At 65.9% G+C, this 19367-nt stretch carries 21 protein-coding genes and 1 tRNA gene (1 of these 22 running past the window's edge); 14 read left to right on the plus strand and 8 right to left on the minus strand.

Features of this window, described 5'->3' with window-relative positions:
- Positions 1-2: 2 nt before the first annotated feature.
- The 8 genes from ABCN56_RS10205 to ABCN56_RS10240 all read left to right on the plus strand — a co-directional run bounded on the left by ABCN56_RS10205 (position 3) and on the right by ABCN56_RS10240 (position 7853).
- Positions 3-989 carry a branched-chain amino acid ABC transporter permease gene (locus ABCN56_RS10205; RefSeq protein WP_343080698.1) on the plus strand — a complete coding sequence of 329 codons (987 nt, stop codon included), beginning with the start codon at positions 3-5 and terminating at the stop codon, positions 987-989.
- Positions 990-992: 3 nt separating this feature from the next.
- Positions 993-1244, plus strand: coding sequence for a hypothetical protein (locus tag ABCN56_RS10210; RefSeq protein WP_343080699.1), 252 nt, complete (start codon positions 993-995; stop codon positions 1242-1244).
- A complete protein-coding gene (locus ABCN56_RS10215; protein ID WP_343080700.1) occupies positions 1241-1618 on the plus strand; it encodes a VOC family protein in 378 nt (125 codons plus the stop codon). Before ABCN56_RS10210 ends, ABCN56_RS10215 begins: the two co-directional genes overlap by 4 nt.
- Positions 1615-2691, plus strand: coding sequence for a branched-chain amino acid ABC transporter permease (locus tag ABCN56_RS10220; RefSeq protein WP_343080701.1), 1077 nt, complete (start codon positions 1615-1617; stop codon positions 2689-2691). The genes ABCN56_RS10215 and ABCN56_RS10220 overlap by 4 nt, the downstream gene beginning before the upstream one ends.
- A gap of 71 nt (positions 2692-2762) precedes the next feature.
- Positions 2763-4046, plus strand: a complete 1284-nt coding sequence (locus tag ABCN56_RS10225) for an ABC transporter substrate-binding protein (protein WP_343080702.1) — start codon at positions 2763-2765, stop codon at positions 4044-4046.
- Positions 4047-4116: 70 nt separating this feature from the next.
- Complete coding sequence (locus ABCN56_RS10230) at positions 4117-4941, plus strand: ABC transporter ATP-binding protein (protein WP_343080703.1); 825 nt, start codon at positions 4117-4119, stop codon at positions 4939-4941.
- Between the two features lie 13 nt (positions 4942-4954).
- A complete protein-coding gene (locus ABCN56_RS10235) occupies positions 4955-6175 on the plus strand; it encodes a phenylacetate--CoA ligase family protein (RefSeq protein WP_343081473.1) in 1221 nt (406 codons plus the stop codon).
- Between the two features lie 28 nt (positions 6176-6203).
- Positions 6204-7853 carry a peptidoglycan-binding domain-containing protein gene (locus ABCN56_RS10240; protein ID WP_343080704.1) on the plus strand — a complete coding sequence of 550 codons (1650 nt, stop codon included), beginning with the start codon at positions 6204-6206 and terminating at the stop codon, positions 7851-7853.
- 69 nt (positions 7854-7922) lie between these two features.
- On the opposite strand, the gene ykgO is transcribed toward ABCN56_RS10240, so the two are convergent.
- Positions 7923-8048 carry a type B 50S ribosomal protein L36 gene (gene ykgO, locus ABCN56_RS10245; protein ID WP_343080705.1) on the minus strand — a complete coding sequence of 42 codons (126 nt, stop codon included), beginning with the start codon at positions 8046-8048 and terminating at the stop codon, positions 7923-7925.
- Positions 8049-8127: 79 nt separating this feature from the next.
- Positions 8128-8202: transfer RNA gene (locus tag ABCN56_RS10250), tRNA-Val, on the minus strand.
- Positions 8203-8351: 149 nt separating this feature from the next.
- Between ABCN56_RS10250 and ABCN56_RS10255 the strand changes: the two genes are divergently transcribed.
- Positions 8352-9212, plus strand: a complete 861-nt coding sequence (locus tag ABCN56_RS10255; RefSeq protein WP_343080706.1) for an N-formylglutamate amidohydrolase — start codon at positions 8352-8354, stop codon at positions 9210-9212.
- A gap of 71 nt (positions 9213-9283) precedes the next feature.
- Here ABCN56_RS10255 and ABCN56_RS10260 read toward each other — a convergent pair whose 3' ends face one another.
- On the minus strand, positions 9284-10537 hold the full coding sequence (locus ABCN56_RS10260; RefSeq protein WP_343080707.1) for a DNA polymerase IV: 1254 nt from the start codon (positions 10535-10537) through the stop codon (positions 9284-9286).
- A gap of 354 nt (positions 10538-10891) precedes the next feature.
- Here ABCN56_RS10260 and ABCN56_RS10265 point away from each other — a divergent pair, with 354 nt between their 5' ends.
- Both ABCN56_RS10265 and ABCN56_RS10270 read left to right on the plus strand, forming a co-directional pair.
- A complete protein-coding gene (locus ABCN56_RS10265) occupies positions 10892-11785 on the plus strand; it encodes an SPFH domain-containing protein (protein ID WP_343080708.1) in 894 nt (297 codons plus the stop codon).
- Positions 11785-12057, plus strand: a complete 273-nt coding sequence (locus tag ABCN56_RS10270; protein WP_343080709.1) for an NfeD family protein — start codon at positions 11785-11787, stop codon at positions 12055-12057. The genes ABCN56_RS10265 and ABCN56_RS10270 overlap by 1 nt, the downstream gene beginning before the upstream one ends.
- A gap of 92 nt (positions 12058-12149) precedes the next feature.
- Here ABCN56_RS10270 and pyrF read toward each other — a convergent pair whose 3' ends face one another.
- Positions 12150-12860: an orotidine-5'-phosphate decarboxylase gene (pyrF, locus tag ABCN56_RS10275; RefSeq protein ID WP_343080710.1), complete on the minus strand. Its 711-nt coding sequence runs from the start codon at positions 12858-12860 to the stop codon at positions 12150-12152.
- 84 nt (positions 12861-12944) lie between these two features.
- Positions 12945-13202, minus strand: a complete 258-nt coding sequence (locus ABCN56_RS10280; protein ID WP_343080711.1) for a hypothetical protein — start codon at positions 13200-13202, stop codon at positions 12945-12947.
- 386 nt (positions 13203-13588) lie between these two features.
- Here ABCN56_RS10280 and clpB point away from each other — a divergent pair, with 386 nt between their 5' ends.
- Together clpB and ABCN56_RS10290 are read left to right on the plus strand one after the other, a co-directional pair.
- Positions 13589-16204 carry an ATP-dependent chaperone ClpB gene (gene clpB / locus ABCN56_RS10285; protein WP_343080712.1) on the plus strand — a complete coding sequence of 872 codons (2616 nt, stop codon included), beginning with the start codon at positions 13589-13591 and terminating at the stop codon, positions 16202-16204.
- Positions 16205-16308: 104 nt separating this feature from the next.
- Complete coding sequence (locus ABCN56_RS10290) at positions 16309-16641, plus strand: VOC family protein (protein ID WP_343080713.1); 333 nt, start codon at positions 16309-16311, stop codon at positions 16639-16641.
- Between the two features lie 63 nt (positions 16642-16704).
- Here ABCN56_RS10290 and ABCN56_RS10295 read toward each other — a convergent pair whose 3' ends face one another.
- The 3 genes from ABCN56_RS10295 to ABCN56_RS10305 form a co-directional block, all read right to left on the minus strand.
- Positions 16705-17196: a fasciclin domain-containing protein gene (locus tag ABCN56_RS10295; RefSeq protein WP_343080714.1), complete on the minus strand. Its 492-nt coding sequence runs from the start codon at positions 17194-17196 to the stop codon at positions 16705-16707.
- A 70-nt stretch (positions 17197-17266) separates the two neighbouring features.
- Positions 17267-17749, minus strand: a complete 483-nt coding sequence (locus ABCN56_RS10300) for a fasciclin domain-containing protein (RefSeq protein ID WP_343080715.1) — start codon at positions 17747-17749, stop codon at positions 17267-17269.
- 203 nt (positions 17750-17952) lie between these two features.
- Positions 17953-18399 (minus strand): DUF302 domain-containing protein, encoded by a 447-nt coding sequence (locus tag ABCN56_RS10305; protein ID WP_343080716.1) that lies wholly within the window; start codon positions 18397-18399, stop codon positions 17953-17955.
- A 199-nt stretch (positions 18400-18598) separates the two neighbouring features.
- Between ABCN56_RS10305 and msrP the strand changes: the two genes are divergently transcribed.
- On the plus strand, positions 18599-19367 hold the 5' portion of the coding sequence (gene msrP, locus ABCN56_RS10310) for a protein-methionine-sulfoxide reductase catalytic subunit MsrP (RefSeq protein WP_343080717.1). Its footprint extends 149 nt past the window's final position; only the first 769 of its 918 coding nucleotides appear in the window; it begins with the start codon at positions 18599-18601; the stop codon falls past the right edge of the window.

Genomic DNA, 19367 nt, shown 5'->3' on the forward strand with positions numbered 1-19367 from the left:
CCATGCCTGACCAGCTTCTTTTCGGGATCGAGGCGGCGCTCAACGGCCTGATGGCCGGGGTGATGTACTCGCTCGTCGCCCTCGGCTTCGTGCTGATCTTCAAGGCGTCGGGAATCTTCAACTACGCGCAGGGCGTCATGGCGCTTTTCGCGGCGCTGACGCTCGTGGGGTTCCTCGACGGCCAGGTGCCCTTCGCGCATCTCATAAACACCGTATTCGGCACCGATCTTCATGACTTCGGCTGGGAGATGCCGGCGGTCCTCGCGATCCTTCTTGCCGCGGCCGTGATGGTGGTCTTCGCGATCATCGTGGAACGCTTCGTGCTCAAGCACCTCGTGAACCAGGAGCCGATCATCCTGTTCATGGCGACGATTGGCCTTGCCTACTTCATGGAAGGCTTCGGCGACATCATGTGGGGCGCCGACATCAAGCAGCTTGACGTGGGCATTCCGCAGGGCCTGAACGGCACCATCGACGAGGTCACCTACAACGCCTTCGGCTACGGCTTCTTCATCGACAACCTCGACATCGTCGCCACGATCATCGCGGCAATGCTGGTGATCTCCCTGACGCTGTTCTCGCAGTACACGAAGTACGGCCGGGCGCTGCGCGCGGTGGCGGATGACCACCAGGCGGCGCTGAGCGTCGGTATCTCGCTTCGCTTCATCTGGGTGCTCGTCTGGTCGATCGCCGGCATCGTGGCGCTGGTGGCCGGCATCATGTGGGGCTCCAAGTCGGGGGTTCAGTTCTCGCTCTCGCTCATCGCGCTGAAGGCTCTTCCGGTGCTGATGCTCGGGGGCTTCACCTCGATCCCGGGTGCAATCATCGGCGGCCTGATCATCGGCGTGGGCGAGAAGCTGTTCGAGTTTCTCATCGGCCCGCTGATCGGTGGCGCGACCGAGAACTGGTTCGCCTACGTGCTGGCACTCGTCTTCCTTGTCTTCCGTCCGCAGGGCCTGTTCGGCGAGCGGATCATCGAGAGGGTGTGACGCGTGGCGAAGCTGGTTGCCATCCTCAACGTGATTGCCTGGTCCGGGTTCTGGGCCTTCGGCTACCTCGCGCTCACGACCGAGCCGAGGAACACGGGACAGATGGTGATCGCGGCGCTTCTGGCCGCCGCCGGCGGAGCGTTGGGCATGGTCGCCTATCTCTGGCTCGTGCGGCACGCAGAGAAGGCGGGCCACGCGCCGCCCTCGCCCCAGGTGCCGCGCGAACACCACCGCCAGCAGGAGGGCCAGGGATGAGCCACAAGGCGCGCGTCGGCGTTCTCTGCATCGACTGTCAGACCGAGGATCTGACCGAGGCGACAAAGTACTGGTCCGCAATGCTGGGCATGGAGGGCACGATCGACGAGCGCGGAAAATACGCGATCTTCGACGGCCACAAGGGCTACCCCAGGGTGATCCTGCAGGCCGTCGACCACGAGCCGCGCGTGCATCTGGATTTCGAGACGGACGACCTGGAAGCCGAATGCGAACGCCTCAAGGCGCTGGGCGCCAAGGAGGTTGCCCGCATCAGGACCTGGATCGTGATGGAGGCGCCGACCGGGCACAGGTTCTGCCTCGTGCGGCCGCAGGGCGCTGACTGGCCTGGAGAGGCGAAGGAGTTCAACGGATGATCTACCGCGAAGCAGGCGACTTCAAGACAAGCTACGCCATCGACAGCCAGACCTTTTCGATCAGGTTCGATCGCTGGGCGTATTACGTGCTCCTCGTCGTGGCGTTCGGGGTCATCCCGTTCCTGATCAACGACTACTGGGCGAACGCGGTCTTCGTGCCCTTCCTGATCTATTCGATTGCCGCCATCGGCCTGAACATCCTCGTGGGCTATTGCGGTCAGGTCTCTCTCGGGACCGGCGGCTTCATGGCGGTGGGGGCCTATGCCTGCTACAAGCTGATGACCGCCTTTCCGGAAGTCTCGATCCTGATCCACGTGCTGCTCGCCGGTGGCGTCACCGCCGGCGTGGGCGTGCTGTTCGGGCTTCCGAGCCTGCGCATCAAGGGCTTCTACCTCGCGGTCGCGACGCTCGCGGCGCAGTTCTTCCTCGTCTGGCTCTTCAACAAGGTTCCGTGGTTCTACAACTACTCGGCCACGGGCCAGATCAGCGCCCCGGAACGGACTGTCCTTGGCCACGCGGTGACCGGACCTGCGACGACCGCACCGGCGAAATACCTCTTCTGCCTCACCATCCTCTTCGGCCTCGCCTGGCTCGCCCGCAACCTGACGCGCGGGACCGTGGGGCGGAAGTGGATGGCGATCCGCGACATGGACATCGCCGCCGAGATCATCGGGGTGAACCCGCTGACGACGAAGCTTTCCGCCTTCGCCGTGTCGTCCTTCTTCGTGGGCGTCGCGGGCGCGCTGTTCTTCTCGGTCTATCTTGGCGCTGTCGAGGTGACGGAGGCTTTCGGCATCCAGAAGAGCTTCCTGATCCTGTTCATGGTGATCATCGGCGGGCTCGGCAGCATATTCGGCAGCTTCGCCGGAGCGGCGTTCCTCGTGCTTCTTCCGGTGCTTCTGAAGAACCTTCTGGTGGGTCAGCTCGGCTGGGCCACCGACCTCGCCGCGCATATCGAACTGATGATCGTCGGCGGGCTGATCGTTCTCTTCCTGATCGTGGAACCGCATGGACTCGCGCAGCTCTGGCGCGTCGCCAAGGAGAAACTACGGCTTTGGCCCTTCCCGCACTGAGCGGGCGCCCGCCAATGGAAAGACCGGAACAAACGATACTCGAAATCTCAAACCTTGGGAGGAAACCAGGAATGAAGAAGACTTTCGCAACCATCGTCGCGGCAGCGATCGCCGCGGCCAGCCCGGCGGCGGCGGACCTCGTGTTCCCCTCGCTGTCCTACCGCACGGGACCCTACGCGCCGAACGGCATTCCCTACGCCGACGGCTTCGCCGACTACATGACGCTGCTGAACGAGCGTGATGGCGGCGTGGGCGGCGAGATGATCCAGGTGCCCGAATGCGAGACGGCCTACAACACCGAGAAGGGTGTCGAGTGCTACGAGTCGACGAAGGGCATGGGCTCGCTCGCCTACAACCCGCTGTCGACCGGCATCACCTACCAGCTGATCCCCAAAGTCTCGCAGGACGGTATCCCGCTCTACACGCCGGGTTATGGCCGCACCTCGGCCGCGAACGGCAAGGTCTTCGAGTGGGTGTTCAACTACCCGGCCAACTACTGGGACGGCGCCTCGGTCGCGATCAAGTACCTGCTCGACCAGAACGGCGGCGACCTGTCGGGCAAGAAGATCGCGCTCGTCTACCACAACTCGGCCTACGGCAAGGAGCCGATCCGCACGCTTCAGGAACTGTCCAAGAAGCACGGATTCGAGCTCATCGAACTCCCGGTCGACCATCCCGGCCAGGAGCAGAAGAGCCAGTGGCTGCAGATCCGCCGCGACCGTCCGGACAACGTGCTGATGTGGGGCTGGGGCGTGATGAACGCCGTGGCGATCCAGGAAGCGGTGAACATCCGCTACCCGATGGAAAACTTCATCGGCATCTGGTGGTCGGGCTCTGAGAACGACGTGAAGCCCGCCGGCGACGGCGCGAACGGCTACAAGGCCATCGCGTTCCACGGTTCCGGCATGGACTACCCCGTCTACGAAGACCTCAAGAAATACGTCCTCGACGCGGGCAAGGCCGCCGGCGACGGTTCGAACGCCGGCACCGTGCTCTATTCCCGCGGGATGTATGCCGCGATGGTGCTGACCGAGGCGGCGCGGAAGGCGCAGGAGATCTCCGGCAATTCGGCGATCACCGCGGCCGAGATGCGCGAGGGTCTCGAAGCGCTCGAACTGACCGAAGAGCGTCTGACCGAACTTGGCCTGCCGGGCTTCGCACAGCCGATCAAGTCGACCTGCGAAGATCACGGCGGCCCGGGTTCGGCGATGATCCAGCAGTGGGACGCCGCCGCCGGCGCCTGGATGAACGTCTCGGATTACATCGAGGCCGACGCCGAGGTGCTCGATCCGCTGATCGCCGAGGATTCGGCGGCCTACGCGGCGGAAAACAACATCGCCGAGCGCTGCAACTGACGCTCCGACGCCCCGGCCCGGACGATCCGGGCCGGGGCAACCTGAAACGAACTGGTCCCGGGAGACCGAAATGCTCGACGCTGGACGGACGGAAGAGACCCTTCTCGAAGTGAACAACATCGAGGTGATCTACAACCACGTCATCCTCGTGCTGAAGGGCGTGAGCCTTTCCGTGCCGAAAGGCGGGATCACCGCGCTTCTCGGCGGCAACGGCGCGGGCAAGACGACGACGCTCAAGGCAGTCTCCAACCTCCTGAGATCGGAGCGGGGCGAGGTTACCAAGGGCTCGATCGTCTATCGCGGCGAACGGGTGCAGGACCTCAACCCTTCGGACCTCGTGAAGAAGGGCGTCATCCAGGTGATGGAGGGGCGCCACTGCTTCGAGCACCTTACCGTCGAGGAAAACCTGCTGACCGGCGCTTACACCCGCCACGACGGGGCGGCCGAGATCGCCCGCGACCTCGAGATGGTCTACACCTACTTCCCGCGCCTAAAGGAGCGCCGGAAGAGCCAGGCCGGCTACACCTCGGGCGGCGAACAGCAGATGTGTGCGATCGGCCGGGCGCTGATGTCGCGGCCGGAGACGATCCTGCTGGACGAACCCTCGATGGGCCTTGCGCCGCAGCTCGTCGAACAGATCTTCGAGATCGTCAAATCGGTGAACGAGAAGGAGGGCGTGACCTTCCTCCTGGCCGAGCAGAACACCAATGTCGCGCTGCGTTACGCGCACTACGGCTACATCCTCGAATCCGGGCGTGTCGTCATGGACGGCCCGGCGGCGGAACTGCGCGAGAACCCGGACGTGAAGGAATTCTACCTCGGCATGTCGGACGAGGGGCGCAAGAGCTTCCGCGACGTGCGCAGCTACCGCCGCCGCAAGCGCTGGCTGGCGTGAGGAGGAAATGACCGTGACGCATTTCGACGCCCTGGAAACCCGCAGCGCGGATGAACGCGCCGCCGACCTCGCGCGCGAGTTGCCCGCACAGATTGCCCGCGCGATCGAGCGTGCGCCAGCGGTCGCCGGGATACTGCGTGACGTGGACCCGCAGGCGATCACCAGCGCCGCCGTGCTCGCCAGCCTGCCGGTGATACGCAAGTCGGAACTTGGCCGCGCGCAGAAGGACTACCCGCCCTTCGGCGGCTTCACCACGAAGGGCGCCGCGGATTTCGAACACATCTTTCAAAGTCCTGGTCCGATCTACGAACCGGGGATGCGCTCGGGCGACTGGTGGCGGATCGGACGTTTCCTGCATGCCTGCGGCATCGGGCAGGGCGACATCGTGCAGAACTGCTTCGGCTATCACCTGACGCCCGCGGGGATGATCTTCGAGTCCGGCGCGCGGGCCGTGGGCGCCGCCGTCCTTCCCGCCGGGACGGGCCAGACAGAGCTTCAGGTCCAGGCGGCCGTGGACGTCGGGACGACGGCCTATTCCGGCACGCCGGATTACCTCAAGGTGATCCTCGACAAGGCCGAAGAGATGGGCGAACGGCTGAAGATCACCCGCGCCGCCGTCGGCGGCGGGGCGCTGTTCCCGTCGCTCCGGCAGGAATACGCGGACCGGGGCATCCTCTGCCTGCAGAACTACGCGACCGCCGACCTTGGCAACATCGCCTACGAAAGCGAAGCCCAGGAAGGCATGATCGTGGACGAGGGCGTGATCGTAGAGATCGTCCGCCCCGGCACGGGCGACCCTGTCCCGCCCGGCGAGGTGGGCGAGGTCCTGGTGACGACGCTCAACCCCGATTACCCGCTGATCCGCTTCGCGACTGGCGACCTCTCGGCGGTGATGCCGGGGGAAAGCCCCTGCGGGCGGACCAACATGCGGATCAAGGGCTGGATGGGCCGCGCCGACCAGACGACCAAGATCAAGGGCATGTTCGTGCGGCCCGAGCAGGTCGCGGCCTTCGTGGCGAAGCACGCCGACGTGGTCCGTGCGCGGGTCATCGCCGACCGCGAGGGCGAGATGGACGTGATGACCGTCCAGGTGGAAACGGAAGCCGACAACCCCTCGTTGTTCGAAGGCTCCATCACCGATACGCTGAAGCTCAAGGGGCGGGTCGAGCTTGTCCCGCCCGGATCACTGCCCAATGACGGCAAGGTGATCGAAGACCGGCGGAGTTACGAATAGGCTCCGCCCGAGACAGGGAGGAGCCGCCATGACATTCCGCGCAACGCTCGCAATCGCGCTCGTCGCCGCCGCGGGGCCGGCCATGGCCGACAACCGCGCACTCATCCTCGCGAATGCGGATTACCGCTTCGCAGCCGACATCGACGGGGCGGAGGACGCGCTCGCCGCCGACGAGCCCTTGAAGGACGCCGGTTTCTCCGTCGTCGTGGGTGCCGACATGTCAGCCGAGGGGATGCGCGAAGCGCTGGCCGAACTGATCGTCGACCGCGACGCGGCGGAGCGGATCGTGATCCTGCTTGCAGGCCATTTCGTGAAATCCGAGCGCGGCACCTGGTTCCTCGGGACCGATGCGCGCGCGCCCGACCTCGCTTCGGCCGACGGCATGGGCCTGCCGCTTTCGACCGTGCTGGAAATCGCCTCGGGCGCACCCGGTGGCGCGATTGTCCTTCTTGGCTCCGATCAGGCGCGAATCACCTTGGGAACGGGGCTCGCGCCCGGGATCGGGGGTCTTGATATCCCGCAGGGCGTTACGGTCCTGTCCGGTGACGCCGAAGAGATCGCGGCCTTCGCGGCGGAGGACCTGCCAAAGCCGGGGTTCAGCCTCTCCGCGCTGGCCACCGGCCGGCCGGACCTCGACGCGCGGGGTTACCTTGGCGCCCTTTCCTCGTTCCTGCCCATGCCAGCCACGGAGGCGGGCGAGGCCGATACGACGTCGGCGGAACGCGCCTTCTGGCAGGTGACGCGCGGGATGGGAACGGTCGCCTCCTACGAGGCCTACCTCGCACGCTATCCGAGCGGCCTGTTCGCCCCCACGGCACGGGCGGAGATCGCCCGGCTGAAGGCGGAGCCCGCGCGGCTCGCGGAAGAAGTGGAGAACGCGCTCCGCCTCACCCGCGATCAGCGCCGCGAGGTCCAGCGCAACCTGAGCCTCATGGGGTTCGATCCGCGAGGCATCGACGGCATCTTCGGACGCGGCTCGCGCACGGCGATCACGAACTGGCAGAAGGCCAATGGATTCGATGCGACGGGCTTCCTGACCCGCGACCAGATCCTCCAACTGTCCGCTCAGGCCGGGAAAAAGGCCGCCGAACTCGAGGCCGAGGCGGCGGCGCGGCGGGCTGAAGAGGAGAGGCAGGATCGCCTCTACTGGTCACAGACCGGGGCTGCGGGCGACGAGGCCGGCCTCAGGGCCTATCTGAAACGCTATCCGGACGGGCTCTTCGCCGATCTCGCGCAGGACCGCCTCGACGTGATCGAGGAGAATCGCCGGCAGACGGCGGCGGCGCAGGAACGCGCGGCCTGGGACCGGGCGGTGGCAATGAACACGGTCGCGGGCTACCGCGACTACCTCGCGGCCTTCCCGGACGGCGCCTTCGCCGATGAAGCGCGCGAGCAGATCGCGGCACTGATCGAGGAGCAGAGCGGTGCGAGCGAACGCGAAAAGGCGGCTGCGGCCGAAGCGGCGCTGAATCTTCCGGCGGTGGCGAAGAACATGGCGGAGCTCAGGCTCGACCAGCTGGGGCTGAAGCCCGGCAGGGTGGACGGCGTGTTCGACGACGACACCCGCCGCGCCATCCGCCGTTTCCAGCGGTCGCGCGGGCTTAATGCGACCGGGTATCTCGACCAGGAAACGGTCGTGCAGCTGCTGTCCGGTGGGATCATCCGCTTCGGCGACTGAGGTTGCGGAAAAGGAAAGGGCCGCGGCGGTTTCCCGGCGCGGCCCGTTCGGCAACCTTTCGGCAGCAGCTCAGCCCTGACGGGCCTTGTAGCGCTTCTGCGTCTTGTTGATCACGTAGATGCGGCCCTTGCGGCGCACGATCTGGCAATCCCGGTGCCGGCTCTTGAGCGAGCGGAGCGAGTTGCGGACCTTCATCGGTCTTCTCCCATTCGCGGCGCGCCGAGCGCCTTGAAAACAACGAAGCCCCTCGGGTTCTTACCGCGAGGGGCGGTGATGGTGGGCGGTACTGGGATCGAACCAGTGGCCACTACGATGTCAACGTAGTGCTCTACCGCTGAGCTAACCGCCCACGTCCCGATGATCCCGTCGCGTTCACTCGCATGAACGCGGTCGGAACCGCGTCGGTCCCGGGGTCTATAAAAGGAGTCGAAGCGCCTTTCAAGGGCTTTTGGCACGGCACGCATTCCGAGTATATTTTCAGTGGAATACGGAGCTTTCATGGCCGACGCGCCCTATCATCTGAGCTTGCCCGAAGAACGCCTGACCAGCGTGATCTTCGCCTCGCCCCATAGCGGGCGGGACTATCCGGCCGAATTTCTTGCACGCAGCGTTCTCGACCGGCGAACGATCCGATCTTCGGAAGATGCCTTCATCGACACGCTCCTGAAGCCTGCGACGGAGCTTGGCGCGCCATTGCTCGTGGCAAATGCGCCGCGCGCCTACATCGACCTCAATCGCGCGGCGGAGGAACTGGACCCCGCCGTCATCGAAGGCGTCCGCCCGAACGGGCACAATCCGCGTGTCAGTTCCGGCCTCGGGGTCATTCCCCGTGTCGTGGCTGGCGGCCGGGCAATCTATCGCGGAAAGATCTCGCTCGCGGAGGCCGACGCCCGGATCGAAGGCGTCTGGAAGCCCTATCATGCCTGCCTGTGCAACCTCGTCAGCGAATCCGTGGCAATGTTTGGAGAGGCGATCCTGATCGACGTTCACTCCATGCCCCACGAGTCGCTAGAGGCGATCGCGCCGATGGACGGGCGGCGGCCGGAGATCGTGCTCGGTGACAGGTTCGGCGCCTCGGCCGGTTCCGCGATCGTGGACCGAATCGAGGCCGCCTTCGCCGCCGCGGGGCTGCTCGTTGCGCGCAACGCCCCCTTTGCCGGGGCCTACGTGACCCAGACTTATGGCAGGCCGTCGCAGCGCCGCCACGCGGTTCAGATCGAGATCGACCGGTCGCTCTACATGAACGAGGCGCTGATCCGGCCGAACGGCCAGTTCCCGGCCTTCCGACGCCTGATGGCTCAGGTCATCGCCGAGATCGTCGAGATCGGCAGGGGCGAGTTGCGGCTCGCCGCGGAGTAGGGGCCTCCGCCGTTCCGGGTGCGAGGCGCCGCAGACCCGAATCACTCCGACACCGGATGCCGCTCGCGTGGCTATCTCAGTGATCGCCCCTTAACGATCGCGTCCGAGCCGAACCGCGCCCGTATCCGGTCCGCCGCGCGTTCAGCGCGGGCGCGCTTGGCCGCGCCGGGGTCGAGAAGGTCGCCGGTCAGGTCCGCTTCCGCCTCGGGCACGATGTCCGACAGGCCGACGCCGATCAGGCGGAAAGGCCCCGGTTCCGTCACGTGATCCAGAAGCTCGCGCGCCGCCCGGTAGAGCGTGCCCGCCATCTGCGTCGGCTCGCGCAGCGTTTCCCGGCGGGTGAGGATCGCGAAATTCGCCCGACGAAGTTTAAGCGTGACCGTGCGCCCCGCGAGGCCACGGGCCTTGGCGCGGTCGGTCACCTTCTCCGACAGGCGCCAGAGGTGACCGTCGAGAAGGTCGCGGTCGGATATGTCTTCGTCAAAGGTCGTCTCGTTCGATATCGACTTGATCGGCTCGTGCGCCGAGACGCGGCGGCGATCCTCGCCGCGGGCGAGGTGGTAGAGCCGGTCGCCCATCGCTCCGAAGCGATGGCCGAGGTCCTTGCGGTCCCAGCGCAGGAGGTCGTCGAAGGTCCGGATTCCGGCGCCCTCCAGCGCGGCCTGGGTGGCGGCACCGACGCCCCAGATCAGGCGGACGGGTTTGCCCTTGAGGAAGGTGGCTGTATCGGCCCGGCCGATGACGGAGAATCCGCGCGGCTTGTCCAGGTCCGACGCGATCTTCGCGAGAAACTTGTTGTGCGAAAGTCCGATCGAGGCGGTCAGGCCCAGTTCGGTCTCCATCCGCCGGGCAAGGCGCGCGAGAAGCACGGCCGGCCGCGCATGGTGGAGCCGCTCGGTTCCGGTGAGGTCGAGGAACGCCTCGTCGAGCGAGAGTGGCTCGACCGCAGGAGTGAGTTCGTCCATCAGCGCGCGGATATGGCGGGAGACCTCGGCGTAGTGCGAGCCGCGAGGCTTTATGACGACGGCCTCGGGACAGAGCTTCAGGGCCTGGAACATCGGCATGGCGGAGCGGACGCCCTTGATGCGGGCGAGGTAGCAGGCGGTGGAGACGACGCCGCGCCGAGCGCCGCCGACGATCACCGGACGATCGCGGAGGCTCGGGTCGTCGCGCTTCTCGACAGAGGCGTAGAAGGCGTCGCAATCCATGTGGGCAATGGAAAGCGTCAGAAGCTCGGGGTGCGAAACCGTGCGCGGAGACCGGCAGGCGGGGCAGCGGGACCCCGCGTCGAAGGTGGTCAGGCAGTCTCGGCAAAGCGTGGGCATGGCCGCAGTATAAGGCTTGGCGCAGTTGCGTGGAATCGGGGATTTCGCGCGTGAGAATTTCCACAACCACCTGTTTTTGTGGATGTTTCAGGGGCGTTGCGCTAGTTGCGGACTCCGCAAGCGCCCGGCCTGATCGGAACTGGCCCGTCAAGGCCGGCAGCAGACAGGTCATGCCTCGTGCAAAGACATCGCCGCGCGTTTCGGCCGCCGCCTTGGAAACCTGGTGTGTCTTGAACCGGGACGGCCGCGTGAACGGCGCCGCGTTTGGGGCCGTCCACGAGCAGCACGTCCAGGGCTTTTCACGAACAGGGCCGCGAGGCATAGTCCGGTGCGAACGAACTTTCGGGGAACGTGATGAACGCGAATGAATTGTTGACGGACCTGGTGGGTGGGAACGCGGTGCTGATCGCGGTCGCGCTGTTCATCATCATCTGCATCTTCCTGGGCGTCAGGATCGTGCCGCAGTCGGAAAAGCACGTGGTGGAGCGGTTCGGGCGGCTCAGGGCGGTGCTGGGGCCGGGGATCAACTTCATCGTGCCGTTCCTCGACAAGGTGGCGCACAAGATCTCGATCTTGGAACGCCAGCTGCCGAACGCGCTGCAGGACGCCATCACCTCGGACAACGTGCTGGTGAAGGTGGAGACGAGCGTGTTTTACCGGATCATCGAGCCGGAAAAGACCGTCTACCGGATCCGCGATGTCGATGGCGCGATCGCGACGACCGTGGCGGGGATCGTGCGGAGCGAGATCGGCAAGATGGAACTCGACCAGGTGCAGTCGAACCGCGCCGACCTCATCGCGAAGGTGCGCGAACAGGTGGCCGCGATGGTCGATGACTGGGGCATCGAGGTGACGCGGGCCGAGGTCCTGGACGTCAACCTGGACGAGGCGACGCGCGCGGCGATGCTCCAGCAGCTGAATGCCGAACGGGCGCGGCGCGCGCTCGTGACCGAAGCCGAGGGCAAGCGGCGCGCGGTGGAGCTTCAGGCCGACGGGGAACTCTATGCCGCCGAGCAGGAGGCGAAGGCGCGGCGGGTGCTTGCGGACGCGGAGGCGTATGCGACGACGACGATCGCGGCTGCCATCAAGGAAAACGGCATCGAGGCGGCTCAGTACCAGGTCGCCCTGAAACAGGTCGAGGCGCTGACGGCGGTCGGGCAGGGGGCGGGCAAGCAGACGGTCATCGTGCCGGCCGCCGCGATCGAAGCCTTCGGCGATGCGTTCAAGCTTCTGAAAGGGCGGTCGTGATGCTGTGGCAGCAATGGTGGGTCTGGCTGACGGCGGCGGCGGTCCTGGGGATCGCCGAGGTCTTCATGCCGGGCTTCGTCCTTCTGGGCTTCGGCGTTGGCGCGGTCGTCGTCGGGATCCTGCTGTGGCTGGGCTTGCTTGGTGGTTCGCTGCCGGTCCTGATCCTCGTCTTCGCTGTAGCTTCGCTGATCGCATGGGTCCTGCTCCGCCGCATCGCGGGCGTGCGGAAGGGCCAGGTCAAGGTCTGGGACACCGATATCAACGAACCCTGAGCGCCGGCGCTGCCGCGACTCGACGAGGGCCGCCCTTCCGCCGTGGGTCGTCCGGACTGTTGGCGCTTGCGAGAGAAGATCGCCCGGCCTTCTTAATGGCGAGGAATCCCTGAAAGCTCTTCGAGGATGGCTCGGGCTGCCGCAGCTGGGTCCGGGGCTTTCCAGACCGGGCGCCCGACGACGATGTGGTCCGCTCCGGCGCGGATCGCTTCCGCCGGTGTCGCGATGCGCTTCTGGTCGTTGGCGGCGCTGCCAGAGGGGCGGACGCCGGGCGTGACGATCAGCCGGCCCTCCGCTTCCGGAAGGGCGCGGATCAGGGCCGCCTCCTCAGGGCTCGCGATGACGCCGTCGGCGCCCGCGGCGAAGGCCCGGGCCGCGCGTTCCACGACGATGTCGCGCACTTCGCCGGGACGGATCAGTGCTGCGTCGAGATCGGCGCGGTCGAGAGAGGTGAGGATCGTAACGGCGAGGATCTTCGTCACCGATCCGGCGGCGCCCTCCTTCGCGGCGCGGACCACGTGCGGGTCCCCGTGAACCGTTAAAAGGTCCAGATCGAAACGGCAGAGGCCGCGGACGGCCGCCTCGACCGTCGCGCCGATGTCGAAAAGCTTCATGTCCAGAAACACGCGCTTGCCGTGCTCGTCCTTCAGTTCGCGTGCCAGCGCCAGGCCGCCGCCGGTCAGCATGCCGAGGCCGATCTTGTAGAACGAAACCGCGTCGCCGAGGCGCTGGCTGAGTTCGAGGCCGGAATGTGCATCGGGTACGTCGAGCGCGACAATGAGGCGGGCATCGGTCTGGGTCATGGGCCACTCCCGGGGCTGGCGCGCCCCTTGGCGCGGCTTCGGCCCCTCTGTCGCGCCTTGCGCCAGCGGGGTCAACCCGGCTGTTCAGGCTACCCGGCGGGCGGAGCGCGGCCTTGGGCGGATGTGGCCGCGACCGGCGGCATGGGCGAGTTTGGCCGAGGCCAGAATGCGTTCGCGCAGAGACGCCCCTTCCGGCGCGCGGTCGGGGACAACGGCGGTCAGGTCGGTCAGGTAGGGCTCGCCACCGTCGTCGCGCAGAACGAGCAGCGTCACCATCGCTTCGACCGCGCCATCGGTTCGAAGGTGGCGGGCGCGGGTGATGCGAGCGGATAGGATGCGCATGATCAAGCCTTCCGTGCTGCGATGAGAGCCCCGCCCCGGCCTGTTCGCCGGGACGGGGGCGGGCTGCCGCGATGGAACAAGCTACCCGCAACCTGGATCGGGATGCCGGCCGGCGCGCAGAAACCGCCTTCGCGGCAGTTGGCGGGGCTTTCGGTCAACGGCGGCTCCTTCCCGAGTTCCCCGCATGTGACGTCAGATATATTGAGGAAAAGTTTCCGTATTCCCGATCGATGCCTAAGCCGCAGATCAGGCGCACGAATTTCGGGAGATACCGCCTTGCAGGTCGCCGCCCCAATCCCCAAGTGAAAACGCAGGACCCGGGGACGGTGCCGTGCCGCAAAGGCGGGCGGACAGAATGCCGGGGGCTTTGCGAAAGGAGATAGCCGATGAACATGGAGAAGTTCACGGAACGGTCGCGCGGGTTCCTTCAGGCCGCTCAGACCATCGCGATGCGGGAGGAACATCAGCGCGTTCTGCCCGAGCATCTTCTGAAGGCTCTCATGGATGACGAACAGGGCTTGTCGGCCAATCTGATCTCCCGGGCGGGCGGCGCGCCGGATCGTGTGCGCGAAGCGCTTGAGGCCGCGGTCGCGAAGGTGCCGAAAGTGTCGGGTGGTGACGGGCAGGTCTATGTCGACCAGTCGCTGGTGCGTGTACTCGACGAGGCGGAGAAGATCGCCAAGAAGGCTGGCGACAGCTTCGTCCCGGTGGAGCGCATCCTGACCGCGCTGGCCGTGGTCAACACCCGCGCGAAGGACGCCCTCGAAGCGGGCGCGGTGACCGCGCAGAAGCTCAACGCCGCCGTCAACGATATCCGGAAGGGCCGCACGGCGGATTCGGCCTCGGCCGAGGAAGGCTACGACGCGCTGAAGAAATACGCACGCGACCTGACCGAGGCGGCCGAAGAGGGCAAGATCGACCCGATCATCGGCCGCGACGAGGAGATCCGGCGCACCATGCAGGTGCTGTCGCGGCGCACCAAGAACAACCCGGTGCTGATCGGCGAGCCCGGCGTCGGCAAGACCGCGATCGCGGAGGGCCTGGCGCTTCGCATCGTGAACGGCGACGTGCCCGAAAGCCTGAAGAACAAGAAGCTTCTGGCGCTCGACATGGGTGCCTTGATCGCCGGCGCGAAATACCGCGGCGAGTTCGAGGAGCGCCTGAAGGCGATCCTGTCCGAGATCACCGCCGCGGCGGGCGAGATAATCCTGTTCATCGACGAGATGCACACCCTCGTGGGCGCGGGGAAGGCGGAGGGCGCGATGGACGCCTCGAACCTTCTCAAGCCGGCGCTGGCACGGGGCGAACTGCACTGCGTGGGCGCGACGACGCTCGATGAATACCGCAAGCACGTGGAGAAGGACGCGGCCCTTGCCCGTCGCTTCCAGCCGGTCTTCGTCGAGGAGCCGACGGTGGAGGACACCGTTTCGATCCTGCGCGGCATCAAGGAGAAATACGAACTGCACCACGGCGTGCGGATTTCGGATTCGGCGCTGGTCGCGGCGGCGACACTGTCGCACCGCTACATCACCGACCGCTTCCTGCCGGACAAGGCGATCGACCTGATGGACGAAGCGGCGAGCCGCCTGCGCATGGAAGTCGACTCGAAGCCCGAGGAACTTGACGCCCTCGACCGCGAGATCCTGCAAAAGCAGATCGAAGCGGAGGCGCTGAAGAAGGAAGACGACGCGGCTTCCAAGGACCGGCTCGAGAAACTCGAGAAGGAACTCGCCGACCTGCAACAGCGCTCGGCCGAGATGACGGCCAAGTGGCAGTCCGAACGCGACAAGCTCGAATCGGCGCGCGGGCTGAAGGAACAGCTCGACCAGGCGCGGAGCGAACTGGAACACGCGAAGCGCGAAGGCAACCTCGCGCGGGCGGGCGAACTGTCCTACGGCGTGATCCCGCAGCTTGAAAAGCAGCTGGCTGAGGCCGAGGCGCAGGAAGACGCGCTGATGGTCGAGGAGGCCGTGCGCCCCGAGCAGATCGCCGAGGTCGTGGAACGCTGGACCGGCATTCCGACCTCGAAGATGCTGGAGGGCGAGCGCGAGAAGCTTCTCAAGATGGAAGAGGAGCTTGGCAAGCGTGTCGTCGGTCAGCGGCAGGCGGTCGTGGCCGTGTCGAACGCGGTGCGCCGGGCGCGGGCAGGGCTCAACGACGAGAATCGGCCCCTTGGCTCGTTCCTGTTCCTCGGCCCGACGGGCGTCGGCAAGACGGAGCTTACGAAGGCGCTGGCCGAATACCTCTTTGACGACGACAGCGCGATGGTTCGCATCGACATGTCGGAGTTCATGGAAAAGCACTCGGTCGCGCGGCTCATCGGGGCTCCTCCGGGCTACGTCGGGTATGAGGAAGGCGGCGTCCTGACCGAAGCGGTGCGGCGCCGGCCCTACCAGGTCGTGCTGTTCGACGAGGTCGAGAAGGCGCATCCGGAGGTTTTCAACGTGCTCCTGCAGGTCCTTGACGACGGCGTCCTGACTGACGGGCAGGGCCGCACGGTGGACTTCAAGCAGACCTTGATCGTGCTGACCTCGAACCTCGGTTCGCAGGCGCTGTCGATGCTGCCGGAGGGTTCCGACAGTGCCGACGCGCGGCGCGACGTGATGGACGCGGTCCGCGCCCATTTCCGGCCCGAGTTCCTGAACCGGCTCGACGACATGATCATCTTCGACCGGCTGACGCGAGAGGACATGGACGGGATCGTGGAGATCCAGCTCAAGCGGCTCGCGAAGCGGCTGGCGGGGCGGAAGATCACGCTCGACCTCGATCCCTCGGCGCGCAGCTGGCTCGCCGACGAGGGCTACGACCCGGTCTTCGGCGCGCGGCCGCTGAAGCGGGTGATCCAGCGCAGCCTGCAGGACCCGCTCGCGGAGATGCTGCTGGCGGGCGATGTGAGGGAGGGCGACACGATCTCCATCACCGCCGGCGCCGAGGGGCTGATCGTGGGCGAACGCGTCTCGCGGTCGAACCGGCCGAAGCCCGAGGACGCAGTGGTGCACTGAGCGCGCGCGGGCGAGAAGGGGAGAGGGCGGTCCTTCCGGGCCGCCCTTTTTCTTTGCGCGGCGCATGCGGAGCCCGCTAGACGGAGGCAGCAAAGGAGGCGCCAATGAAGATCGACTACGTGGAGCTGGCAAGCTCGGATATCGGAGCCACGCGCGACTTTCTCGCCTCGGCTTTCGGCTGGGGGTTCGTGGACTACGGCCCGGAATATCAGGCCTTCGCGGACGCCGGGATCGATGGCGGGATCGACGGGACGGGCGCACGCGCCCCGGGCGCCCCGCTCGTCATCCTCAAGACCGATGACCTCGAAGCGGCCGAGAAGAAGGTGCGGGAGGCTGGTGGAACGATCACGGCCCCGATCTTCACGTTTCCCGGGGGCCGCAGGTTTCATTTCCGAGAACCCGGCGGAAACGAGATGGCCGTCTGGTCTGAAAGCTGATGCCTGAAATCGCGTTCGACCTGGCGCGGGACGGCGGAAGGACCCCGCCCCGCGCCGAAGCTATCATTTCGGCAGGATCACCTTGTCGATGACGTGGATCACCCCGTTCGACGCCATGATGTCGGCGGTGGTGACGTTTGCATCGTTCACCTTCACGCCACGCCGGCCGTCGATATGGACGGTCTGGCCCTGCACGGTCGCGACGTTCATGCGCTTGCCGGCGAGCTGGTCTGAGGTCACCGCCCCCGGGACGACGTGATAGGTGAGGATGGCGGTCAGCTGGTCCTTGTTTTCCGGTTCAAGCAGCGTTTCGACCGTGCCCGCCGGAAGCGCCGCGAAGGCGGCGTTCGTCGGGGCGAAGACCGTGAAGGGGCCATCGCCCTTCAGCGTGTCGACGAGGTCGGCGGCCTGGAGCGCGGCGACGAGGGTCGAGAAGTCGTCGTTGGACGAAGCGATGTCGACGATGTCGGGCTCGGACGTCATCGGCGCGCAGGCGGCAAGGAGTGCGGTGAGGCTGGCGGCGCCAAGCGCGGTGAAGAGTTTGCGTCTCTGCATTGGAATGTCCTCTGGTTCCGTCATGAAAAAGGGGCGGGGGTTACGGACCCCGCCCCGTCTGTGTTCCGCCTTACATCGGCGGCATGATCACCTTGTCGATGACATGGATGACGCCGTTAGACGCCTCGATGTCGGCCGTCGTGACATTGGCGTCATTCACCATCACGCCGCCTTCGGTCATGATCGTGACCTCGGCGCCCTCGACGGTGGCGGCAGCCATGCCGTTGGTGAGGTCCGTGGACATCACCTTCCCCGGAACCACGTGGTAGGTGAGGATCGCGGTCAGCTGGTCCTTGTTCTCGGGCTTCAGAAGGTTTTCGACCGTGCCCTCGGGCAGGGCGGCGAAGGCGTCGTCAGTCGGCGCGAAGACCGTGAACGGACCTTCGCCCTTCAGGGTGTCGACGAGGCCCGCGGCCTCGACCGCCGCAACGAGCGTGGTGAAGCTGCCCGCCCCAACCGCGGTGTCGACGATGTCTTTCATGTGGCCGTCCGCGAAAGCCGGCGTCGAAAGCGCGGTCGCGGCGGTGAGCGCCAGAAAAGTTCTGCGGAACATAGCGTAATCTCCCTTTTTGATCGCTTGATCGTGCCAATCAACTGGCAACGGGAGAGCTACGGCGCGTCGGGCCAACCGGATGACCGGGGAATTCCGCCGGGCGGTCGCAAGCGGGCCTTGACGCGAAAGCCGCGCGGACTAAGCCCGCGCGGCTCTTGTTTTCCAGTCAGGATCTCGTGATCCGGCGTGAGCCGCAGTGAGCCCTATTCGAGCGACAGCGCATCCGAAACGATGGAGTCGAGAAGCGCCTCGACCTCTTTCATCGGGCCCTCGGGATAGGTCCGGTGTCCCACGGTGATCGTGCCCGGATTGTCCGGCGTTTCCATCACGAAGATGCTGTAGGGGCAGTACTGGATGTTCATGGGGTCGGCCTCCATCACGCTGCGCGAGACGGTGGCCGAGCAGAACAGGAAGACGTCGGCCTGGGTGAAGATCGACTTCGTCCCGCCCACGTCTCCCTTGGTGCGTTCCAGCATCTCGCCGACGTGGCTGGTGTAGTCGATCACAAGGCCCTGCCCGACGATCGCGCTCTCGACGGCGAACGTGACGTTGTCGAAGCTGTCTTCGACCGTGTAGGTCGCCAGGTCCTGGGCTGCGGCCGGGATGGCGAAAAAGCCCGCTGCGACAGCGGGGGCGAGTTTCCTGAACATGAGTCCTCCCTTTCCGGGCATCTCCGCCCGACAGCTGAATCTTGGGGCCATTCTGGCCCAAACGGAATGGGGAACCTTGACGTGGGTCAATCCCGGATAACGTTACAATCTGCCAACAGAGACGTGAGAGTGTTTCATTGGAGTGCGAGCAGCTTCCGGAAGTAGAGTTCTCAAAGGGGAACAGGAGCGGAGACGCGCGATGAAAGAACGATTCAAGAGCAACCTCACCTGGTCGGACGTGACGCCGAAGGCGACTTTTCTGAACCGCAGGGCGCTGATCGCCGGGGCGGCCGCGCTGGGCTTCGCGGGGCCTGCGGCTGCACGGCTCAGCTACAGGAAGTCGGCATATTCGACGGACGAGGATCCGAATACCTTCGAGGAAATCACGACCTACAACAATTACTACGAATTCGGCACCGGAAAGGACGACCCGGCGGCGCGGGCGGGTGCTCTGACCACGGACCCCTGGGCCGTGGAAATCGGCGGCCTGGTCGAAAGGCCGGGCAAATACGACCTCGGCGATATCCTGAAAGGCGTGACGCTCGAGGAGCGAATCTATCGGTTCCGCTGCGTCGAGGCATGGTCGATGGTCGTGCCCTGGATCGGCTTCCCGCTGGCGACGCTCCTTGGCCGCGTCGGCGTGCAGCCGGGTGCGAAATACGTGGCGTTCGAAACGCTGGTGCGCCCCGAGGAGATGCCGGGACAGAAGTACCCGATCCTCGACTGGCCCTATCGCGAGGGGCTGCGCCTTGACGAGGCGATGCATCCGCTGACGATCCTCGCGACGGGGCTCTATGGAGAGGAGATGCCCAATCAGAACGGCGCTCCGATCCGGCTCGTCGTTCCGTGGAAGTATGGCTTCAAGTCGATCAAGTCGATCGTGAAGATCTCGCTCACCGCGGATCAGCCGCCGACCAGTTGGAACATGCAGAACGCGCGCGAATACGGCTTCTATTCGAACGTGAACC

The organism is Ostreiculturibacter nitratireducens (genome assembly GCF_032670585.1).
GTDB classification, from domain to species: domain Bacteria; phylum Pseudomonadota; class Alphaproteobacteria; order Rhodobacterales; family Rhodobacteraceae; genus Ostreiculturibacter; species Ostreiculturibacter nitratireducens.